The organism is Streptomyces sp. NRRL S-455 (genome assembly GCF_000717875.1).
Taxonomy (GTDB): domain Bacteria; phylum Actinomycetota; class Actinomycetes; order Streptomycetales; family Streptomycetaceae; genus Streptomyces.
This window is the reverse complement of record NZ_JOCT01000003.1, coordinates 253,213-268,605: the sequence shown is the minus strand read 5'-3', so window position 1 is coordinate 268,605 and position 15,393 is coordinate 253,213. Positions and strand designations below refer to the sequence as shown.

The following is a 15,393-nucleotide window of genomic DNA, read 5'->3' as shown; positions in this document are numbered from 1 at the left end:
CGCACCCGAATTCTCGTACTTGGAAAGCGCGTCGGCTGACGCTGAGCCTCGACCGCTCAGCGACCCCACCCGGCGCGCTCCCCTCGCTTGCCTTGCGGCACGAGGGGTTTTTTGTTGCACAGGGACCCTTCGTGCAGCAGCCGGATACCGTACAAACCTCGCAAAAACCCTCAGCATCTGAGAAGAGAATGCCGATGACCGAGCAGGCCACCGGGGCCCACCACCCGCAGCCCCGGCCCCGATCCGGAGGACACTCCGCCCCCGAGCAGGTGACGGGCGCGCAGTCCCTCATCCGCTCTCTCGAGGAGGTCGGCGCCGACACGGTATTCGGCATTCCCGGCGGTGCGATCCTCCCGGCCTACGACCCGCTGATGGACTCCACCAGGGTGCGCCACGTCCTGGTCCGCCACGAGCAGGGCGCCGGTCACGCCGCCACCGGCTACGCCCAGGCCACCGGCAAGGTCGGCGTCTGCATGGCCACCTCCGGCCCCGGCGCGACCAACCTGGTCACCCCGATCGCCGACGCGCACATGGACTCCGTCCCGCTGGTCGCGATCACCGGGCAGGTGGCGTCCAAGGCGATCGGCACGGACGCCTTCCAGGAGGCGGACATCGTCGGCATCACCATGCCGATCACCAAGCACAACTTCCTCGTCACCAAGGCCGAGGACATCCCGCGGATCATCGCCCAGGCGTTCCACATCGCCTCCACCGGACGCCCCGGCCCGGTCCTGGTCGACATCGCCAAGGACGCCCTCCAGGCGAAGACCACCTTCTCCTGGCCGCCCGCCATGGACCTGCCCGGCTACCGCCCGGTCACCAAGCCGCACGCCAAGCAGATCCGCGAGGCAGCCAAGCTGATCACCCAGGCCCGGCGCCCCGTGCTGTACGTCGGCGGTGGCGTGCTCAAGGCCCGGGCCACCGCGGAGCTGAAGGTCCTCGCCGAGCTCACGGGCGCACCCGTCACGACCACCCTGATGGCCCTCGGCGCGTTCCCCGACAACCACCCGCAGCACCTGGGCATGCCCGGCATGCACGGCTCGGTGGCCGCCGTCACCGCCCTGCAGAAGGCCGACCTGATCGTCGCCCTCGGCGCCCGCTTCGACGACCGCGTCACCGGCAAGCTGGACAGCTTCGCGCCCTTCGCCAAGATCGTCCACGCGGACATCGACCCGGCCGAGATCGGCAAGAACCGCGCCGCCGACGTGCCCATCGTCGGCGACGCCCGCGAGGTCATCGCCGACCTGATCCAGGCCGTGCAGAAGGAGCACGGCGAGGGCCATCAGGGCGACTACAGCATGTGGTGGAACGACCTGAACCGCTGGCGCGAGACCTACCCGCTCGGCTACGACCAGCCGCACGACGGCTCGCTCTCCCCGCAGCAGGTCATCGAGCGCATCGGGCAGCTCGCCCCCGAGGGCACGATCTTCGCGGCGGGCGTCGGCCAGCACCAGATGTGGGCCGCCCACTTCATCGAGTACGACAAGCCGGGCACCTGGCTGAACTCCGGCGGCGCCGGAACCATGGGCTACGCCGTCCCGGCCGCCATGGGCGCCAAGGCCGGAGCCCCCGAGCGGGCCGTCTGGGCGATCGACGGCGACGGCTGCTTCCAGATGACCAACCAGGAGCTCACCACCTGCGCCCTGAACAACATCCCGATCAAGGTCGCCGTCATCAACAACGGCGCCCTCGGGATGGTCCGCCAGTGGCAGACCCTCTTCTACAACCAGCGGTACTCCAACACCGTCCTGCACTCCGGCCCGGACGACGTCAACCCGGAGGCCCGCGGCACCCGCGTCCCCGACTTCGTGAAGCTGTCGGAGGCCATGGGCTGCTACGCCATCCGCTGCGAGTCCCCGGACGACCTCGACAAGGTCATCGAAGAGGCGAACTCCATCAACGACCGCCCGGTCGTCGTCGACTTCATCGTCCACGAGGACGCGATGGTCTGGCCGATGGTGGCCGCCGGCACCTCCAACGACGAGATCATGGCCGCCCGGGACGTCCGCCCCGACTTCGGCGACAACGAAGACGACTGAGAGCCGTCAGGACTTTCAAGCAGAGGAAGCAGATCATGTCCAAGCACACGCTCTCCGTCCTGGTGGAGAACACGCCCGGCATCCTCGCCCGGATCGCCGCCCTGTTCTCCCGCCGCGGCTTCAACATCGACTCGCTCGCGGTGGGCGTCACCGAGCACCCCGACATCTCCCGCATCACCATCGTCGTGGGTGTGGAGGACCTGCCGCTGGAGCAGGTCACCAAGCAGCTCAACAAGCTCGTCAACGTGCTGAAGATCGTCGAGCTGGAGCCGTCGCAGGCGGTGCAGCGCGAACTCGTCCTGGTGAAGGTGCGCGCCGACAACGAGACGCGCTCCCAGATCATCGAGATCGTCCAGCTGTTCCGCGCCAAGACCGTCGACGTCTCCCCGGAGGCCGTCACCATCGAGGCCACCGGATCCGGCGAGAAGCTGTCCGCGATGCTGAAGATGCTGGAGCCGTACGGCATCAAGGAACTCGTCCAGTCCGGCACGATCGCGATCGGCCGCGGTGCCCGTTCCATCACGGACCGGTCGCTGCGCGCCCTCGACCGGTCGGCGTAAGACGGAAAACGGGCGGTCGGCGCGCGCCGTCGGCCGCCCGTATTCCGAGACCCCCAGACTTCCCTTCCGCCCCCCGTCATACGGTGGGACGCAACACCTGCACTCCCGAGGAGAGAACCCAAAGTGGCCGAGCTGTTCTACGACGCCGACGCCGACCTGTCCATCATCCAGGGCCGCAAGGTCGCGGTCATCGGGTACGGCAGCCAGGGCCACGCCCACGCGCTGTCGCTCCGTGACTCGGGTGTCGACGTCCGCGTCGGTCTGCACGAGGGCTCCAAGTCCAAGGCCAAGGCCGAGGAGCAGGGCCTGCGCGTGGTGAGCCCGTCCGAGGCCGCCGCCGAGGCCGACGTCATCATGATCCTCGTCCCGGACCCGATCCAGGCCCAGGTCTACGAGGAGCACATCGCCCCGAACCTGAACGACGGCGACGCGCTGTTCTTCGGCCACGGCCTGAACATCCGCTACGGCTTCATCAAGCCCCCGGCCGGCGTGGACGTCTGCATGGTCGCCCCGAAGGGCCCGGGCCACCTGGTCCGCCGCCAGTACGAGGAGGGTCGCGGCGTGCCCTGCATCGCCGCCGTCGAGCAGGACGCCTCCGGCAACGCCTTCGCGCTGGCCCTGTCGTACGCCAAGGGCATCGGCGGCACCCGCGCCGGCGTCATCAAGACCACCTTCACTGAGGAGACCGAGACCGACCTGTTCGGTGAGCAGGCCGTCCTCTGCGGTGGTACGGCCGCGCTGGTCAAGGCCGGTTTCGAGACGCTGACCGAGGCGGGCTACCAGCCGGAGATCGCGTACTTCGAGTGCCTCCACGAGCTGAAGCTGATCGTGGACCTCATGTACGAGGGCGGCCTGGAGAAGATGCGCTGGTCGATCTCCGAGACCGCCGAGTGGGGCGACTACGTCACCGGCCCGCGCATCATCACGGACGCCACCAAGGCCGAGATGAAGAAGGTCCTCGCCGAGATCCAGGACGGCACGTTCGCCAAGAACTGGATGGACGAGTACCACGGCGGTCTGAAGAAGTACAACGAGTACAAGAAGCAGGACTCCGAGCACCTGCTGGAGACCACCGGCAAGGAGCTGCGCAAGCTCATGAGCTGGGTGAACGAGGAGGCGTAAGCCTCACGGCCGAGGGGCCGGGGCCGACTGCCCCGGCCCCTTCGGCCGACCCGGGGTAACGTCGGTGGTACGGCGTTGTCCATCCCGTCCGGCCACGGACGGGTGATCCTTCCGCAGCGGCGCAAAAGACGCCCTCGGCGCCACTAGACTGCTGCACTACATACGCGTCAGGCCCACAGCGTCGTGCGTCTTCCACGCGGCCCACCTCCACCGCCCGCGGCCGTCGGGACGGCCGTCCGCAGCATTGGACTTGTGAGGACTCACGTGAGCTCGAAACCCGTCGTACTCATCGCTGAAGAGCTGTCGCCCGCCACCGTGGACGCGCTTGGCCCGGACTTCGAGATCCGCCAGTGCAACGGCGCGGACCGGGCCGAGCTGCTCCCGGCCATCGCCGACGTGGACGCGATCCTGATCCGCTCGGCCACCAAGGTCGACGCCGAGGCGATCGCCGCCGCGAACAAGCTCAAGGTCGTCGCACGAGCCGGCGTCGGCCTGGACAACGTGGACGTCTCCGCCGCCACCAAGGCCGGCGTGATGGTCGTCAACGCCCCCACCTCGAACATCGTGACCGCCGCCGAGCTCGCCTGCGGTCTCCTCGTCGCCACCGCCCGCCACATCCCGCAGGCCAACGCCGCGCTGAAGAACGGCGAGTGGAAGCGCAGCAAGTACACGGGTGTCGAGCTCGCCGAGAAGACGCTGGGTGTCGTGGGCCTCGGCCGCATCGGTGCGCTCGTCGCCCAGCGCATGTCCGCCTTCGGCATGAAGGTCGTCGCCTACGACCCCTACATCCAGCCCGCGCGGGCCGCGCAGATGGGTGTCAAGGTGCTGTCGCTGGACGAGCTGCTCGAGGTCTCCGACTTCATCACCGTCCACCTCCCCAAGACCCCCGAGACCCTCGGTCTGATCGGCGACGAGGCGCTGCGCAAGGTCAAGCCGAGCGTGCGCATCGTCAACGCCGCGCGCGGCGGGATCGTCGACGAGGAGGCGCTGTACTCCGCCCTCAAGGAGGGCCGGGTCGCCGGTGCCGGTCTCGACGTCTACGCGAAGGAGCCCTGCACGGACTCCCCGCTCTTCGAGTTCGACCAGGTCGTCTGCACCCCGCACCTCGGGGCCTCCACCGACGAGGCGCAGGAGAAGGCCGGTATCGCGGTCGCCCGCTCGGTGCGCCTCGCCCTCGCCGGTGAGCTCGTGCCGGACGCGGTGAACGTGCAGGGCGGTGTCATCGCCGAGGACGTCAAGCCGGGCCTGCCGCTCGCCGAGCGCCTCGGCCGGATCTTCACCGCGCTCGCCGGTGAGGTCGCGGTCCGCCTCGACGTCGAGGTGTACGGCGAGATCACCCAGCACGACGTGAAGGTGCTGGAACTGTCCGCCCTCAAGGGTGTCTTCGAGGACGTCGTCGACGAGACGGTGTCGTACGTCAACGCGCCGCTGTTCGCGCAGGAGCGCGGCGTCGAGGTGCGGCTGACCACCAGCTCCGAGGCGACCGAGCACCGCAACGTCGTCACGGTGCGCGGCACCCTCGCCGACGGCGAGGAGGTGTCGGTCTCCGGCACGCTGGCCGGCCCGAAGCACCTCCAGAAGATCGTCGCCGTGGGCGACTACGACGTCGACCTCGCGCTCGCCGACCACATGGTCGTCCTGAAGTACGAGGACCGGCCGGGTGTCGTCGGCACGGTGGGCCGCATCCTGGGCGAGGCGGGCATCAACATCGCCGGCATGCAGGTGTCGCGGGCCGTGGCCGGTGGCGAGGCGCTGGCCGTGCTGACCGTCGACGACACGGTGACCGCCGGCGTGCTCGCCGAGGTCGCCGCTGAGATCGGGGCGACCTCGGCGCGCTCCGTGAACCTGGCCTGAGGCCCCGCCCGGGGGCTTCGCCCCCAGGCCCCCGTTCGCCCTGAACGGGCTCGTCGTCAGACGCCGGACGGGCTGAGTTGATCAGCCCGTCCGGCGTTTTCGCGTACCCGGACCCGCCGCAGGGTCAGCGCCGCCGCTGCCGCCGCCCCGGCCAGCAGCACCGCGCCCGTGACCGCCGCCGCGTGCATGCCGCTGGTGAAGGCCTCCCGTGCCGCCGTCGCCAGGGCGTCCCCCGCGCGCCCCGGCAGCCGGTCGGCGACGGCCAGGGCGCCGCCCAGGGTCTCGCGGGCCGGAGCGGGCGCCGAGGCCGGGATCTCGTGGCGGTAGACCGCCGTACCGATGGAGCCGAGGAACGCCATGCTCAGCGCGCCGCCGAACTCGGTGCCGGTCTCCAGCAGCGACGACGCCGCGCCCGCCTTCTCCACCGGGGCGGCGCTCAGGGCCAGATCGGCCACCAGGGACATGACGGCGACGATGCCGCAGGCCAGCACGGCGCACGCGGCCAGCAGCAGCCAGAGGGAGTCCGTGCCGGCCAGTGCCAGCATCACGTAGCCGCACGCGCTGACCGCGAAGCCCGCGCCGACCACGTACGCGCGAGGAACACCGCGCTGCACGAGCTGTGCGCTGAGAGGCGCCGCGAGTCCGATGGGCACCGACGGCAGCAGGCTCCACAACGCCGCCTCGAGCGGGCTCTTGTCCAGGACGGACTGGAGGTACTGGGTGGTGAAGTAGGCCGAGCCCATCATGCCGAAGGCGGCGACGAGGTTGAGGACGACGCCCGGGGTGAAACCGCGGCACCGGAACAGCTCCGGTGAGATCAGCGGGGAGACCGTGGTGCGCTGGCGGTGGACGAACAGCGCGGCGAACAGCAGCCCGAGCGTCACCGACAGCACGTACCGCACGTTCCAGCCCTGCGACGCGAGCTCCTTCAGGCCGTAGATCACGGGGAGCACCGCCGCCATCGAGAGAGGGACGCTCAGCCCGTCGAAGCGGCCCGGGTGCGGGTTCCGCGACTCCGGGAGCAGGAACGGACCCAGAACCAGGAGCAGCAGCATCGCGGGCAGGTTGACCAGGAAGACCGAGCCCCACCAGAAGTGCTCGACGAGGACACCGCTCATCACCGAGCCGAGCGCGATGCCGGCCGTCATCACGCCGGACCACACACCGATCGCCTTGGTGCGCTGCCCGGGGTCGGTGAACATCGTGCGCACCAGCGCCATCGTCGACGGCATCAGCGTCGCGCCGCCGATGCCGAGGACCGCGCGGGCGGCGATCAGGGTCTCGGCGCTGTTCGCGTAGGCCGCGACCAGGGACGCCGTACCGAAGGCGGCGGCGCCGATCAGCAGGAGCCTGCGGCGGCCGACGCGGTCGCCCAGGGAGCCCATCGTCATCAGCAGGCCGGCCAGGACGAAGCCGTAGATGTCGAAGATCCACAGCTGCTGGGTGGCGCTCGGTTCCAGGTCGGCGCTGATCGCGGGGATCGCGAAGTAGAGGACGGACACGTCCATCGAAACCAGCAGCAGCGGCAGCATCAGCACGCCGAGAGCCGTCCATTCGCGGCGCCCGGCGAGGGTGGGAGGGTGCGGTTCAGTCGTCATGGGCAGGACTGTACGAGCGTATTAAACGCTTGTCTAGTACGACTGTTTAATACGGCCGTATGGATACTGCGGTAAGGTGGCGAGCCATGGGACACCGCGAGGATCTGCTCGAGGGCGCCAAGCGCTGCCTGCTGGCGAAGGGGTTCGTGCGCACGACCGCGCGCGACATCGTCAAGGAGTCGGGGACCAACCTGGCGTCGATCGGCTACCACTACGGCTCGAAGGACGCGTTGCTGGCGCAGGCGTACGTCGAGATGGTGGAGGGCATGTCCGACGCCTTCGAGGGAGGCGGGGAGCTGCGCGGGGAGCCGGGTTCGCTGGAGCGGTTCGCCGAGGTGTGGGCGAACATCATCTCCACCATGCGGGAACCGGGTTCGATGTGGCGGCTCAGCATGGAGATCGTGGCCATGGGCGACCAGCTGCCGGAAGTGCGGGAGCATCTCGCCCGCGCCCAGCGGGAAGGGGCGCGCGGCATCGTCACACTCTTCCACGGCGGGAGCGAGGACGACGTCCCCGACGAGCAGGTGGACACCCTCGGCTACTTCTACCTGACGGTGATGATGGGCCTCATGGCGCAGTGGACGTTCGATCCGAAGAGCGCGCCCGAGGCCGGCCAGCTCACCGAGGGGCTGCGCCAGGTGATCGAGGCCGCTGCCCGGAAGTGACGCGCCCGTCCCGCATCTCGATCACCCGGTCCGCGAAGTGCCGTACGACCGCCCGGTCGTGGCAGATGAACAGGTAACCGAGGCCCAGGTCGTCCTGGAGGTCGGCGAGCAGGTTCAGCACGCCCGCGCGCACCGACGGGTCGAGTGACGACACCGGCTCGTCCAGGACCAGCAGGCGTGGGTCGGAGGCCAGGGCGCGGGCGATGCCGGCGCGCTGGCACTGGCCGCCGGAGAGCTCGTGCGGGAGGCGGTCGCCGTACGCGGGGTCGAGGCCGACCCGGTCGAGGAGTTCGGCAACCCGGGCCGGTCCGTCGGTGGGGTGCCAGCGGCCCTGGACCCTCAGCGGTTCGGAGATGGCGTCGCGGATGCGGTGGCGGGGGCTCAGCGAGCCGTACGGGTCCTGGAAGACGGGCTGCATACGGGGACGGAGGGGACGCAGCTCGCGTTCGGTGAGGGACGTCAACTCCTTTCCCTCGAAGAGGACTTCACCGCCGGAAGGGCGGCGCAGCTGGAGGACCGCCAGCGCTGTGGAGGACTTGCCGCAGCCGGACGGGCCGTTCAGGGCGAGGGTCTCGCCCGCGGCCAGGGAGAAGGAGACACCGTCCACGGCGGTCACCGGGCCGTAGCGGACCACCAGGTCGCGGACGTCGAGCAGGGTTTCAGTCATGCGGGCTGGGGCTCCTGGAGGAACAAGTCGTGCGCCGGGTGGGGGAGTTCCTCCCAGCGGTGGCAGGCGACCAGACGCCCGGCCGCCTCCCGGGGCTCCGGCTCCGCCGTGTGGCAGGGGCCGGCCGCCAGCGGGCAGCGCGGGGCGAAGGCGCAGCCCGGTGCCGGCGTGCCCGGGGCCGGCGGGGTGCCGCGCAGGGCGGGGAGCCGGCGGCCCGGGGTGGCGTTCCGCGGGAGGGACGCCAGCAGGCCCGCCGTGTAGGGGGCGCGGGGACGGGTCAGTACTTCGTTCGCCGGACCGAGTTCGGTGAGCCGGCCCGCGTACATGACCAGCACCCGGTCCGCGTGCCCGCCCACGACGTCCATGTCGTGGGTGACCAGGACCAGTGCGGCGCCGACCGCCTCCCGCTGCTCGGCGAGCAGCTCCAGCACCTGGTCGCGGTGGTCCTCGTCGAGGGCGGTGGTGGGTTCGTCGGCGACCACGATGTCCGGTTCGTTGACGGTGGCCATGGCGATCACCGCGCGCTGCCGCATCCCGCCGGAGTACTCGTGCGGATACGCCCGCGCCCGGCGTGCCGCGTCCGGGATGCCGACGCCGTCCAGGGCCGCGACCGCCCGGGCCCGGGCCTCCTTGCGGGAGACCCGTGTCACCGACCGTACGGCGGCGGCGAGTTGGTCGCCCACCGGGTGCACGGGGGACAGTGCCGACAGGGCGTCCTGCGGGACGAGGGAGATACGGCGGCCGCGGTGGGCCGAGAGGTCCGGGCTGATCGTCCCGCTGGTGGCCGCGCCGCGCGGCAGCATCCCGAGGAGCGCCCGGACCGTGAGGGACTTGCCCGCTCCCGACTCGCCCACGATCGCCAGAACTTCACGCGGGCGGATGTCGAAGGACAGGCCGCGCACGGCCTCGACCCCGTCGAAGGCGATCCGCAGCTCGCGTACCGACAGCAGTGCCTCAGACTCCAACGGGGGTCTCCTTCCTGGCCGGAGCCGGGGTGGCTCGCCGTACTCTCCGGCCCTGGGTGAGGGCCGCACCCGACACCGCGAGTCCGGCCAGCAGGGCCAGCGCCACCGCCGGGGCGAGGGCCGCCCACGGGGCGCGTTCCACATAGGCCCGGGACTCCTCCAGCAGCAGGCCCCACTCGGGGGCGGGCGGCTGGGCGCCCAGTCCCAGGAAGCCGAGGGAGGCCAGGGCCAGGGCGATGCCGGGCAGGCGCAGCAGGGCGTGGCGGGCGACCGGGGCGGCCACCGACGGCAGGACATGCCGGGTGAGGATCCACCACGGGCTCGCCCCGATGGCCCGCTGGGCGGTCAGGAACGCCGACGCCCGCACCTCCTGCACCAGCGCCGCCGCGTGCGCGGACAGGGCGGGCCAGGAGATCAGGGCCACCGCGAGGGCCGCCCCGCCGGTGCCGGGACCCATGGCCGCCGCGACCAGGATGCCGACGATCACCGGCGGCAGGGCGTTGGCGATGTCCGCCGCGCCCGCCGCGATCCCCGGCAGGAAGCCCAGTGCGAGCGCGATCAGCAGCCCCAGCAGGCAGATGCCCGCCGCCGTGCCGACCGTCGCCGCGGCGCCGTGCCCCAGTCGGGCGAGCACGTCACGGCCCAGACCGTCGGTGCCGAGCGGGTGTGCCCAGGAGGGCGCGGCGAGCCGGACGGTGGTGTCCACGGTGTACGGGTCGCGCAGCAGGCCCCAGCCGAGGGCGAGCAGCAGGACGGCGGCCAGTGTCACCGGCACCGCCGGGTGCGCGCGGACCGGGCGGGCCGCGGGCAACGTGAGCCCGGCGTCCCGCAGGGCGGGCCCGAGCAGCCGGTGCCGTACGCCCGCCGCCAGCGCGCCCGCGACCAGGCCGAGCAGCAGCAGCGCGAGGACCGAGCCCTGGAGCAGCGGCAGGTCCTGCGACCGGGCCGCGCCGAGGGCGGTACGTCCGATGCCGGGCACCGCGAACACCGTCTCCACGGCCACCGCCCCGCCGGTCAGACCGACGGCGACCATCCCGAACTGCGGGACCAGCGGCGGCAGGACGCGCCGCAGCGCCGCCCCCGCGATCCGGGCCCGGCTCACCCCGGCGCCACGCCACAGCTCCACCCAGCGTTCCTCGAGCACGGCGGGCAGCGCGTCCGCGACCAGCCGCCCGAGCAGCCCGCCCGCCGGGACACCGAGCGCCAGCGCCGGCAGCACCAGGTACTCGGCGCTCTGCCAGCCGGACGTGGGCAGCCACCCCAGCCACACCCCGAACACCAGCAGCGCGACGATGGCCAGCAGGAACTCCGGTACGGCGGCCGACATCGCGGCGAACGCCCCGGCCGAGCCGCGCCCGCGCACCAGCACCGGCGCCACCAGCGCGGCGGCCAGCAGCACCGCCACGCCGAGCGCCGCGCCCATCAGCGCCAGCGACACCTGGAGCCCGGCGAGCACCGACGGCAGGACGTCATGGCCCGACACCCACGAGGTGCCGAAGTCACCGCGCAGCAGGTCTCCGGCCCACCGCCCCAGCAGGGAGAGTGGCCCGGCGTCAAGACCGAGATCCGCGCGGATCGCGGTCAGGGCCTCCTCGGTCGCCTCCTGCTCGGCCGACCGGGCCCGCAGCACGGTGAGGGCCGGGTCCCGGTGGGAGAGCCAGGGCAGGAGCCCGACGACGGCCAGGACGGTGAGGAGCCCGGCGCAGCGGGTCAGCCCGGCCGCGTGCTTCGCCACGGTTCTCACTTGACGTACGTGTCGGCCGTGACCAGTTCCCGCTCGCGCGGGTCGTGGGCGGCGTTCACGACCCCGGCGGCGTCGCCCTGGATCACGCGCTCGTGGAGCATCGGGATCGCTGCGTCCCGGGCGAGGACGGCGGCCTCGGCCTCGACGACCGCCTTGCGGCGGGCGTCGCCGACCGGGGTGTCGGCGGCCTTCTTGAGCGCCTTGTCGACCTCCGGGTCCGAGAGGCGCGAGAGGTTGAAGGTGCCGTCGGAGGCGAAGTCGCTGTAGAGGTACGCGGCCGGGTCGCCGGAGTCCAGGACGGTGGCCCGGGAGAGGATGAACGCGTCGAAGCGGCCCGCGAGGGCGTCGGACTCGATGTTCGCGTACTCGCGCACGTCCAGCTTCACCCTGAACCCGGCCTTCTGCAGTTGCTGTTGGAGTGCGGCGGCGACCTCGGGCATCTCGGAGCGGTCGGTGTACGTGCCGATGGTGACGGTCCTGCCGGCCGGGTCACCGGCCTTGGTGCGCTTGGCGGGGGTACGGAGGTCGGCGGCCCAGGGGAGGGCGGGCCCGAGCAGACCCCCGGCGACGTCGGCGCGGCCCTCGTAGACGCCCTTCACGATCGACCGTGCGTCGACGGCTTCGCGGGCGGCGGCGCGCAGGGCGGGGTCCCGGAAGGCGCCCTTCTCGGTGTTGAGGTACAGGGTGTTGGTGCGCGGCATGGGGACCTCGGTGACGAGGTCCTGGTCGAGGACGGCGGCCTGTGAGACGGGGATCGCCTCGACGATGTCGGCCTCGCCGCTGCGGAGCGCCGCCGCGCGGGCGGTGCCGTCGGGCACGTACTTCACGTCGATGCCGGGGGCCTTGGCCCGCTTGCCCCAGTAGCCGTCGTAGCGGTCGAGTGCGGCGGAGGAGGTGCCGTTGACCTCGGTCAGTTCGAACGGGCCGGTGCCCGCTCCCACGGGGTTCACCGTCTTCCCCCGGTACGCCTTGGCCGCCAGGATCGACAGCTGCGGGGAGCTGAGGCGCTGCGGCACCAGGGGGTCCTCGACGCCGGTGGTGACGGTGACCCGGTTTCCGTCGGCCTTCGCGGTCATGTCGACGCCGTCGAGGATGCGGGGCTTGGGGGAGGCGGTGGCCGCCTTGGTGAGGGAGTTGACGACGGCTTGGGCGGTGAGCTTCGTGCCGTCGTGGAAGGTGACGCCCTCGCGGAGGGTGAAGGTCCAGGTCTTCCCGGACCGCGTCCACTCGGTGGCGAGGGCGGGTTGTGCGTCGCCCTCCGCGTCCAGTCTGACCAGGGTCTCGGCGGTGGACCAGCGGGACAGCTTGAACGCGTCGTCGGAGAGCGGGGAGAGGCCGGAGCGGGGTGGCAGGAGCATGGCGACGCGGACGCGTTTCCCCCCTGACCCGGAGGCGTCTGTGGCCGGCTCCGTACCGGTGAAGCAGCCCGTGAGCAGCGCGGTGGCGGCGGTGAGGGCGGTGGCGGGGAGCAGGCGGCGAGCGGGCAGGCGCACGGGACCCTCCGGGTAAAGGGGTGGTCAATGGGATGCGCCGACCGTAGCATTGATAATCGTTTTCAACAATTGCCGTTTGGATCACATGGGGAGCCGGTCACCCGGAGGGCCGGGCAGGTCCTCAGAGCCGGTGTGCCTTCAGGGCCATGTGCAGCAGCAGGCGGTCCTCTCCGTCGTCCAGGTCGAGGCCGGTGAGCTTCTCGATCCGGGCCAGTCGGTAGTAGAGGGTCTGGCGGTGGATGCCCAGCTCGGCGGCGGTGCGGGCGGCCTGGCCGGCGCAGTCGAGGTAGACCTCGGCGGTACGGGCGAGCTCCTGCCGGCCGGGGGAGACGAGGGCGTCCACGACGGGATCCCGGGCCACGTCCGGCGGCAGCGCGGTCAGCAGCCGGAACGGGCCGATCGACGACCACCGCGCGACCGGGCCCAGCCGCGTCTCGGCCAGCGCCGCCCGTGCCGCCGCAGACGCCTCCCACCAGGCGGTTCCCAGCTCGGCGAGGCCGGAGCGGGGAGTGGCGACACCTGCGGACGGTCCGCGTGAGGGGCCGTGTGGGGTGACACTCGCCGGTCCGCGTGAGGGGCCGCGCGAGGTGGCGCCGACCGGTCCGCCGACCGTGCCGCGAGAGGCCGGACCGCCCGCGCCGCGCGGCGCGCCGGAGGAGGCTCCGCGTACGCCCCCGGTGGCCCCTCCGCCCGAGGTGCCGCCCGGCGGTCCCCCCGGTGTGCCGCCTGGCCCGCTCCCCCCACCCGCCCGCTCCAGCAGCCGCCCCGCCGCCGTCGTCGCCGGAGTCAGGACGTCCGGCGAGCGCAAGCGGATCAGCGCCGCCACGCACTGGTCCGTCGCTCCCCACGGCAGCGTGCACAGCGCCGTCGCTCCCGGCACCGCTCGGACCGAGGGCGCGTCGTCCGGATCCGCCGACGGCCAGGGCGCGACGCACACCACCGTGTGCGGGCCGTCGGCGCGGGTGCCGAGGGCGGTGCGGAGCTCCGCGATCGCCATGTCCCGCTGCCAGCCGCGCTCGGCCGTGAGGACCGCCCGCAGTTCACGGCTGAGGTCGGCCCCGTGCTGGGCCTCGTCCGCGAGCAGTGCGCCGATGCGGGCGGTGACCAGCATGGCGGCGGACAGCTGGTCGTCGCTCGGTCCCGGATCGTCGTCCAGGAGCCAGACATAGCCGTGGACCACGCCCCGGTGCCGCACGGGCAGGCAGATCCGCCCCCGGTGCACCCCGGCCTCCGGCGTCGGCGGAATCCGCACCGGGCCGGAAGCGCGCGTGATGCCGAAGCCCTCGAACCACGCCCGCACGGCCGCCGTCGAGCGGCGGGTGAGGATCGAGCGGGTGCGCACCGGGTCCAGGGCCGACGGATCGAGGTCGCCCTCACTGTCGTACGCGCCGAAGGCGATCAGCTCGAAGTCCCGGTTCTCCAGCGTCGCGGGCGCGCCGAGCAGCTCCGAGATCTCGTCGACCAGCTCCTCGTAGTCGCCCCTGTGTTCCGACGTCATCCCGGCATTGTCGCGCACCACAGGGGTGCCTTCATACATCTGTCTGAGATCTGCGGCACGAATGCGTGACAGCTGTCGATGGCCGACGATCGGAGGGATCCTTAGGTTTCACGGTGGTTCTCCGCGCCGTATCCGAAGCGTCATCCGCCCGGGATCCGGCCATCCGTTGGTTGTGCTCTGGAGGTGCCCCGTGCTGGGTCCCGTGATTCTCGCCGCGTCTCGCAGCGACCGGATGCGACGCCTGGTCTCGGCGGCCCCGGTGACCAAGCAGGTCGTCGACCGCTTCATCCCGGGCGAGGACGTCGAGGACATCGTCCCGGTCATCCGGAGGCTCGCCGAGCAGGGTCTGGAACTGACGCTGGACGTCGTCGGGGAGGACATCACCAGCCCCGCCCAGGCGGCCGCCGCCCGGGACGCCTACCTGGAGCTGATCGACCGCCTGAAACCGCTGGAGCTCGGCACCCGCGCCGAGATGTCGGTGAAGCTGTCGATGTTCGGGCAGGCCCTCCCGTCGCCCACCACCGCCCTGTTCGATGGGCCCTCCGGGCCCACCCCCACATTCCAGGACGGCCACGAGCTGGCCCTGAAGAACATCCGCCCGGTCGTCGAGGCAGCCGCCGAGATCGGCACCACGGTCACCCTGGACGCCGAGGACCACACCACCCTCGACTCGATGTTCGCCATCCACGAGGAGCTGCGGAAGGACTTCCCGGAGACCGGCTGCGTCATCCAGGCCTACCTCTTCCGCACCGAGGCCGACGCCCGCCGCCTCGCCGGGAACGGCAGCCGGGTACGGCTGGTCAAGGGCGCGTACAAGGAGCCCGCCTCGGTCGCGTACCAGGACAAACACGAGATCGACCGGGCATACGTCCGGATCCTCCGGACGTTGATGCAAGGGGAGGGGTACCCGATGATCGGCTCCCACGACCCCCGCCTGATCGCCATCGGCCAGGAGCTCGCCCACCAGGCCGGGCGAAAGCTCGACGAGTACGAGTTCCAGATGCTCTACGGCATCCGCGGCGACGAGCAGTCGCGCCTCGCCGCCGAGGGGCACCGCATGCGCGTGTACACCGCCTACGGCACCGACTGGTACGGCTACTTCATGAGGCGTCTCGCGGAGAAGCCGGCCAACCTGCGCTTCTTCGCCCGCTCGATGCTCACCAAGGGCTGACAGCTCTTCACGGGCTG

The 15,393-nt window shown here is 71.8% G+C and carries 12 protein-coding genes; 6 read left to right on the top strand and 6 right to left on the bottom strand.

The genetic code is table 11. From position 1 onward, the window contains the following. Positions 1-194: 194 nt before the first annotated feature. The 4 genes from IE97_RS0105310 to serA all read left to right on the top strand — a co-directional run bounded on the left by IE97_RS0105310 (position 195) and on the right by serA (position 5,575). Positions 195-2,039: an acetolactate synthase large subunit gene (locus IE97_RS0105310; RefSeq protein WP_030231901.1), complete on the top strand. Its 1,845-nt coding sequence runs from the start codon at positions 195-197 to the stop codon at positions 2,037-2,039. Between the two features lie 35 nt (positions 2,040-2,074). Next, the gene (ilvN, locus tag IE97_RS0105305) at positions 2,075-2,599 is read left to right on the top strand and encodes an acetolactate synthase small subunit (RefSeq protein ID WP_030231897.1); all 525 of its coding nucleotides are present in this window, start codon (positions 2,075-2,077) and stop codon (positions 2,597-2,599) included. A 123-nt stretch (positions 2,600-2,722) separates the two neighbouring features. Next, entirely contained in the window at positions 2,723-3,721 is a 999-nt protein-coding gene (gene ilvC / locus IE97_RS0105300; protein WP_030231893.1) for a ketol-acid reductoisomerase, read from the top strand. Positions 3,722-3,985: 264 nt separating this feature from the next. Next, positions 3,986-5,575 (top strand): phosphoglycerate dehydrogenase, encoded by a 1,590-nt coding sequence (serA, locus tag IE97_RS0105295; protein WP_030231890.1) that lies wholly within the window; start codon positions 3,986-3,988, stop codon positions 5,573-5,575. Between the two features lie 56 nt (positions 5,576-5,631). On the opposite strand, the gene IE97_RS0105290 is transcribed toward serA, so the two are convergent. Beyond that, on the bottom strand, positions 5,632-7,173 hold the full coding sequence (locus IE97_RS0105290) for an MFS transporter (protein ID WP_030231887.1): 1,542 nt from the start codon (positions 7,171-7,173) through the stop codon (positions 5,632-5,634). 86 nt (positions 7,174-7,259) lie between these two features. Between IE97_RS0105290 and IE97_RS0105285 the strand changes: the two genes are divergently transcribed. Further along, a complete protein-coding gene (locus IE97_RS0105285; protein WP_030231882.1) occupies positions 7,260-7,838 on the top strand; it encodes a TetR/AcrR family transcriptional regulator in 579 nt (192 codons plus the stop codon). Here IE97_RS0105285 and IE97_RS0105280 read toward each other — a convergent pair. From IE97_RS0105280 to IE97_RS0105260, 5 genes are all read right to left on the bottom strand, one after another. Then, complete coding sequence (locus IE97_RS0105280; protein ID WP_030231877.1) at positions 7,792-8,505, bottom strand: ATP-binding cassette domain-containing protein; 714 nt, start codon at positions 8,503-8,505, stop codon at positions 7,792-7,794. The genes IE97_RS0105285 and IE97_RS0105280 overlap by 47 nt on opposite strands. Continuing rightward, complete coding sequence (locus tag IE97_RS0105275) at positions 8,502-9,470, bottom strand: ABC transporter ATP-binding protein (protein WP_030231873.1); 969 nt, start codon at positions 9,468-9,470, stop codon at positions 8,502-8,504. Before IE97_RS0105275 ends, IE97_RS0105280 begins: the two co-directional genes overlap by 4 nt. Then, positions 9,460-11,205 (bottom strand): ABC transporter permease subunit, encoded by a 1,746-nt coding sequence (locus IE97_RS0105270; RefSeq protein WP_030231869.1) that lies wholly within the window; start codon positions 11,203-11,205, stop codon positions 9,460-9,462. Before IE97_RS0105270 ends, IE97_RS0105275 begins: the two co-directional genes overlap by 11 nt. 5 nt (positions 11,206-11,210) lie before the next feature. Continuing rightward, the gene (locus tag IE97_RS0105265) at positions 11,211-12,707 is read right to left on the bottom strand and encodes an ABC transporter substrate-binding protein (protein WP_030231865.1); all 1,497 of its coding nucleotides are present in this window, start codon (positions 12,705-12,707) and stop codon (positions 11,211-11,213) included. A gap of 121 nt (positions 12,708-12,828) precedes the next feature. Beyond that, a complete protein-coding gene (locus IE97_RS0105260) occupies positions 12,829-14,205 on the bottom strand; it encodes a PucR family transcriptional regulator (RefSeq protein WP_037835506.1) in 1,377 nt (458 codons plus the stop codon). Between the two features lie 190 nt (positions 14,206-14,395). Between IE97_RS0105260 and IE97_RS0105255 the strand changes: the two genes are divergently transcribed. Beyond that, positions 14,396-15,376, top strand: coding sequence for a proline dehydrogenase family protein (locus IE97_RS0105255; RefSeq protein WP_030231859.1), 981 nt, complete (start codon positions 14,396-14,398; stop codon positions 15,374-15,376). Positions 15,377-15,393 lie beyond the last annotated feature (17 nt).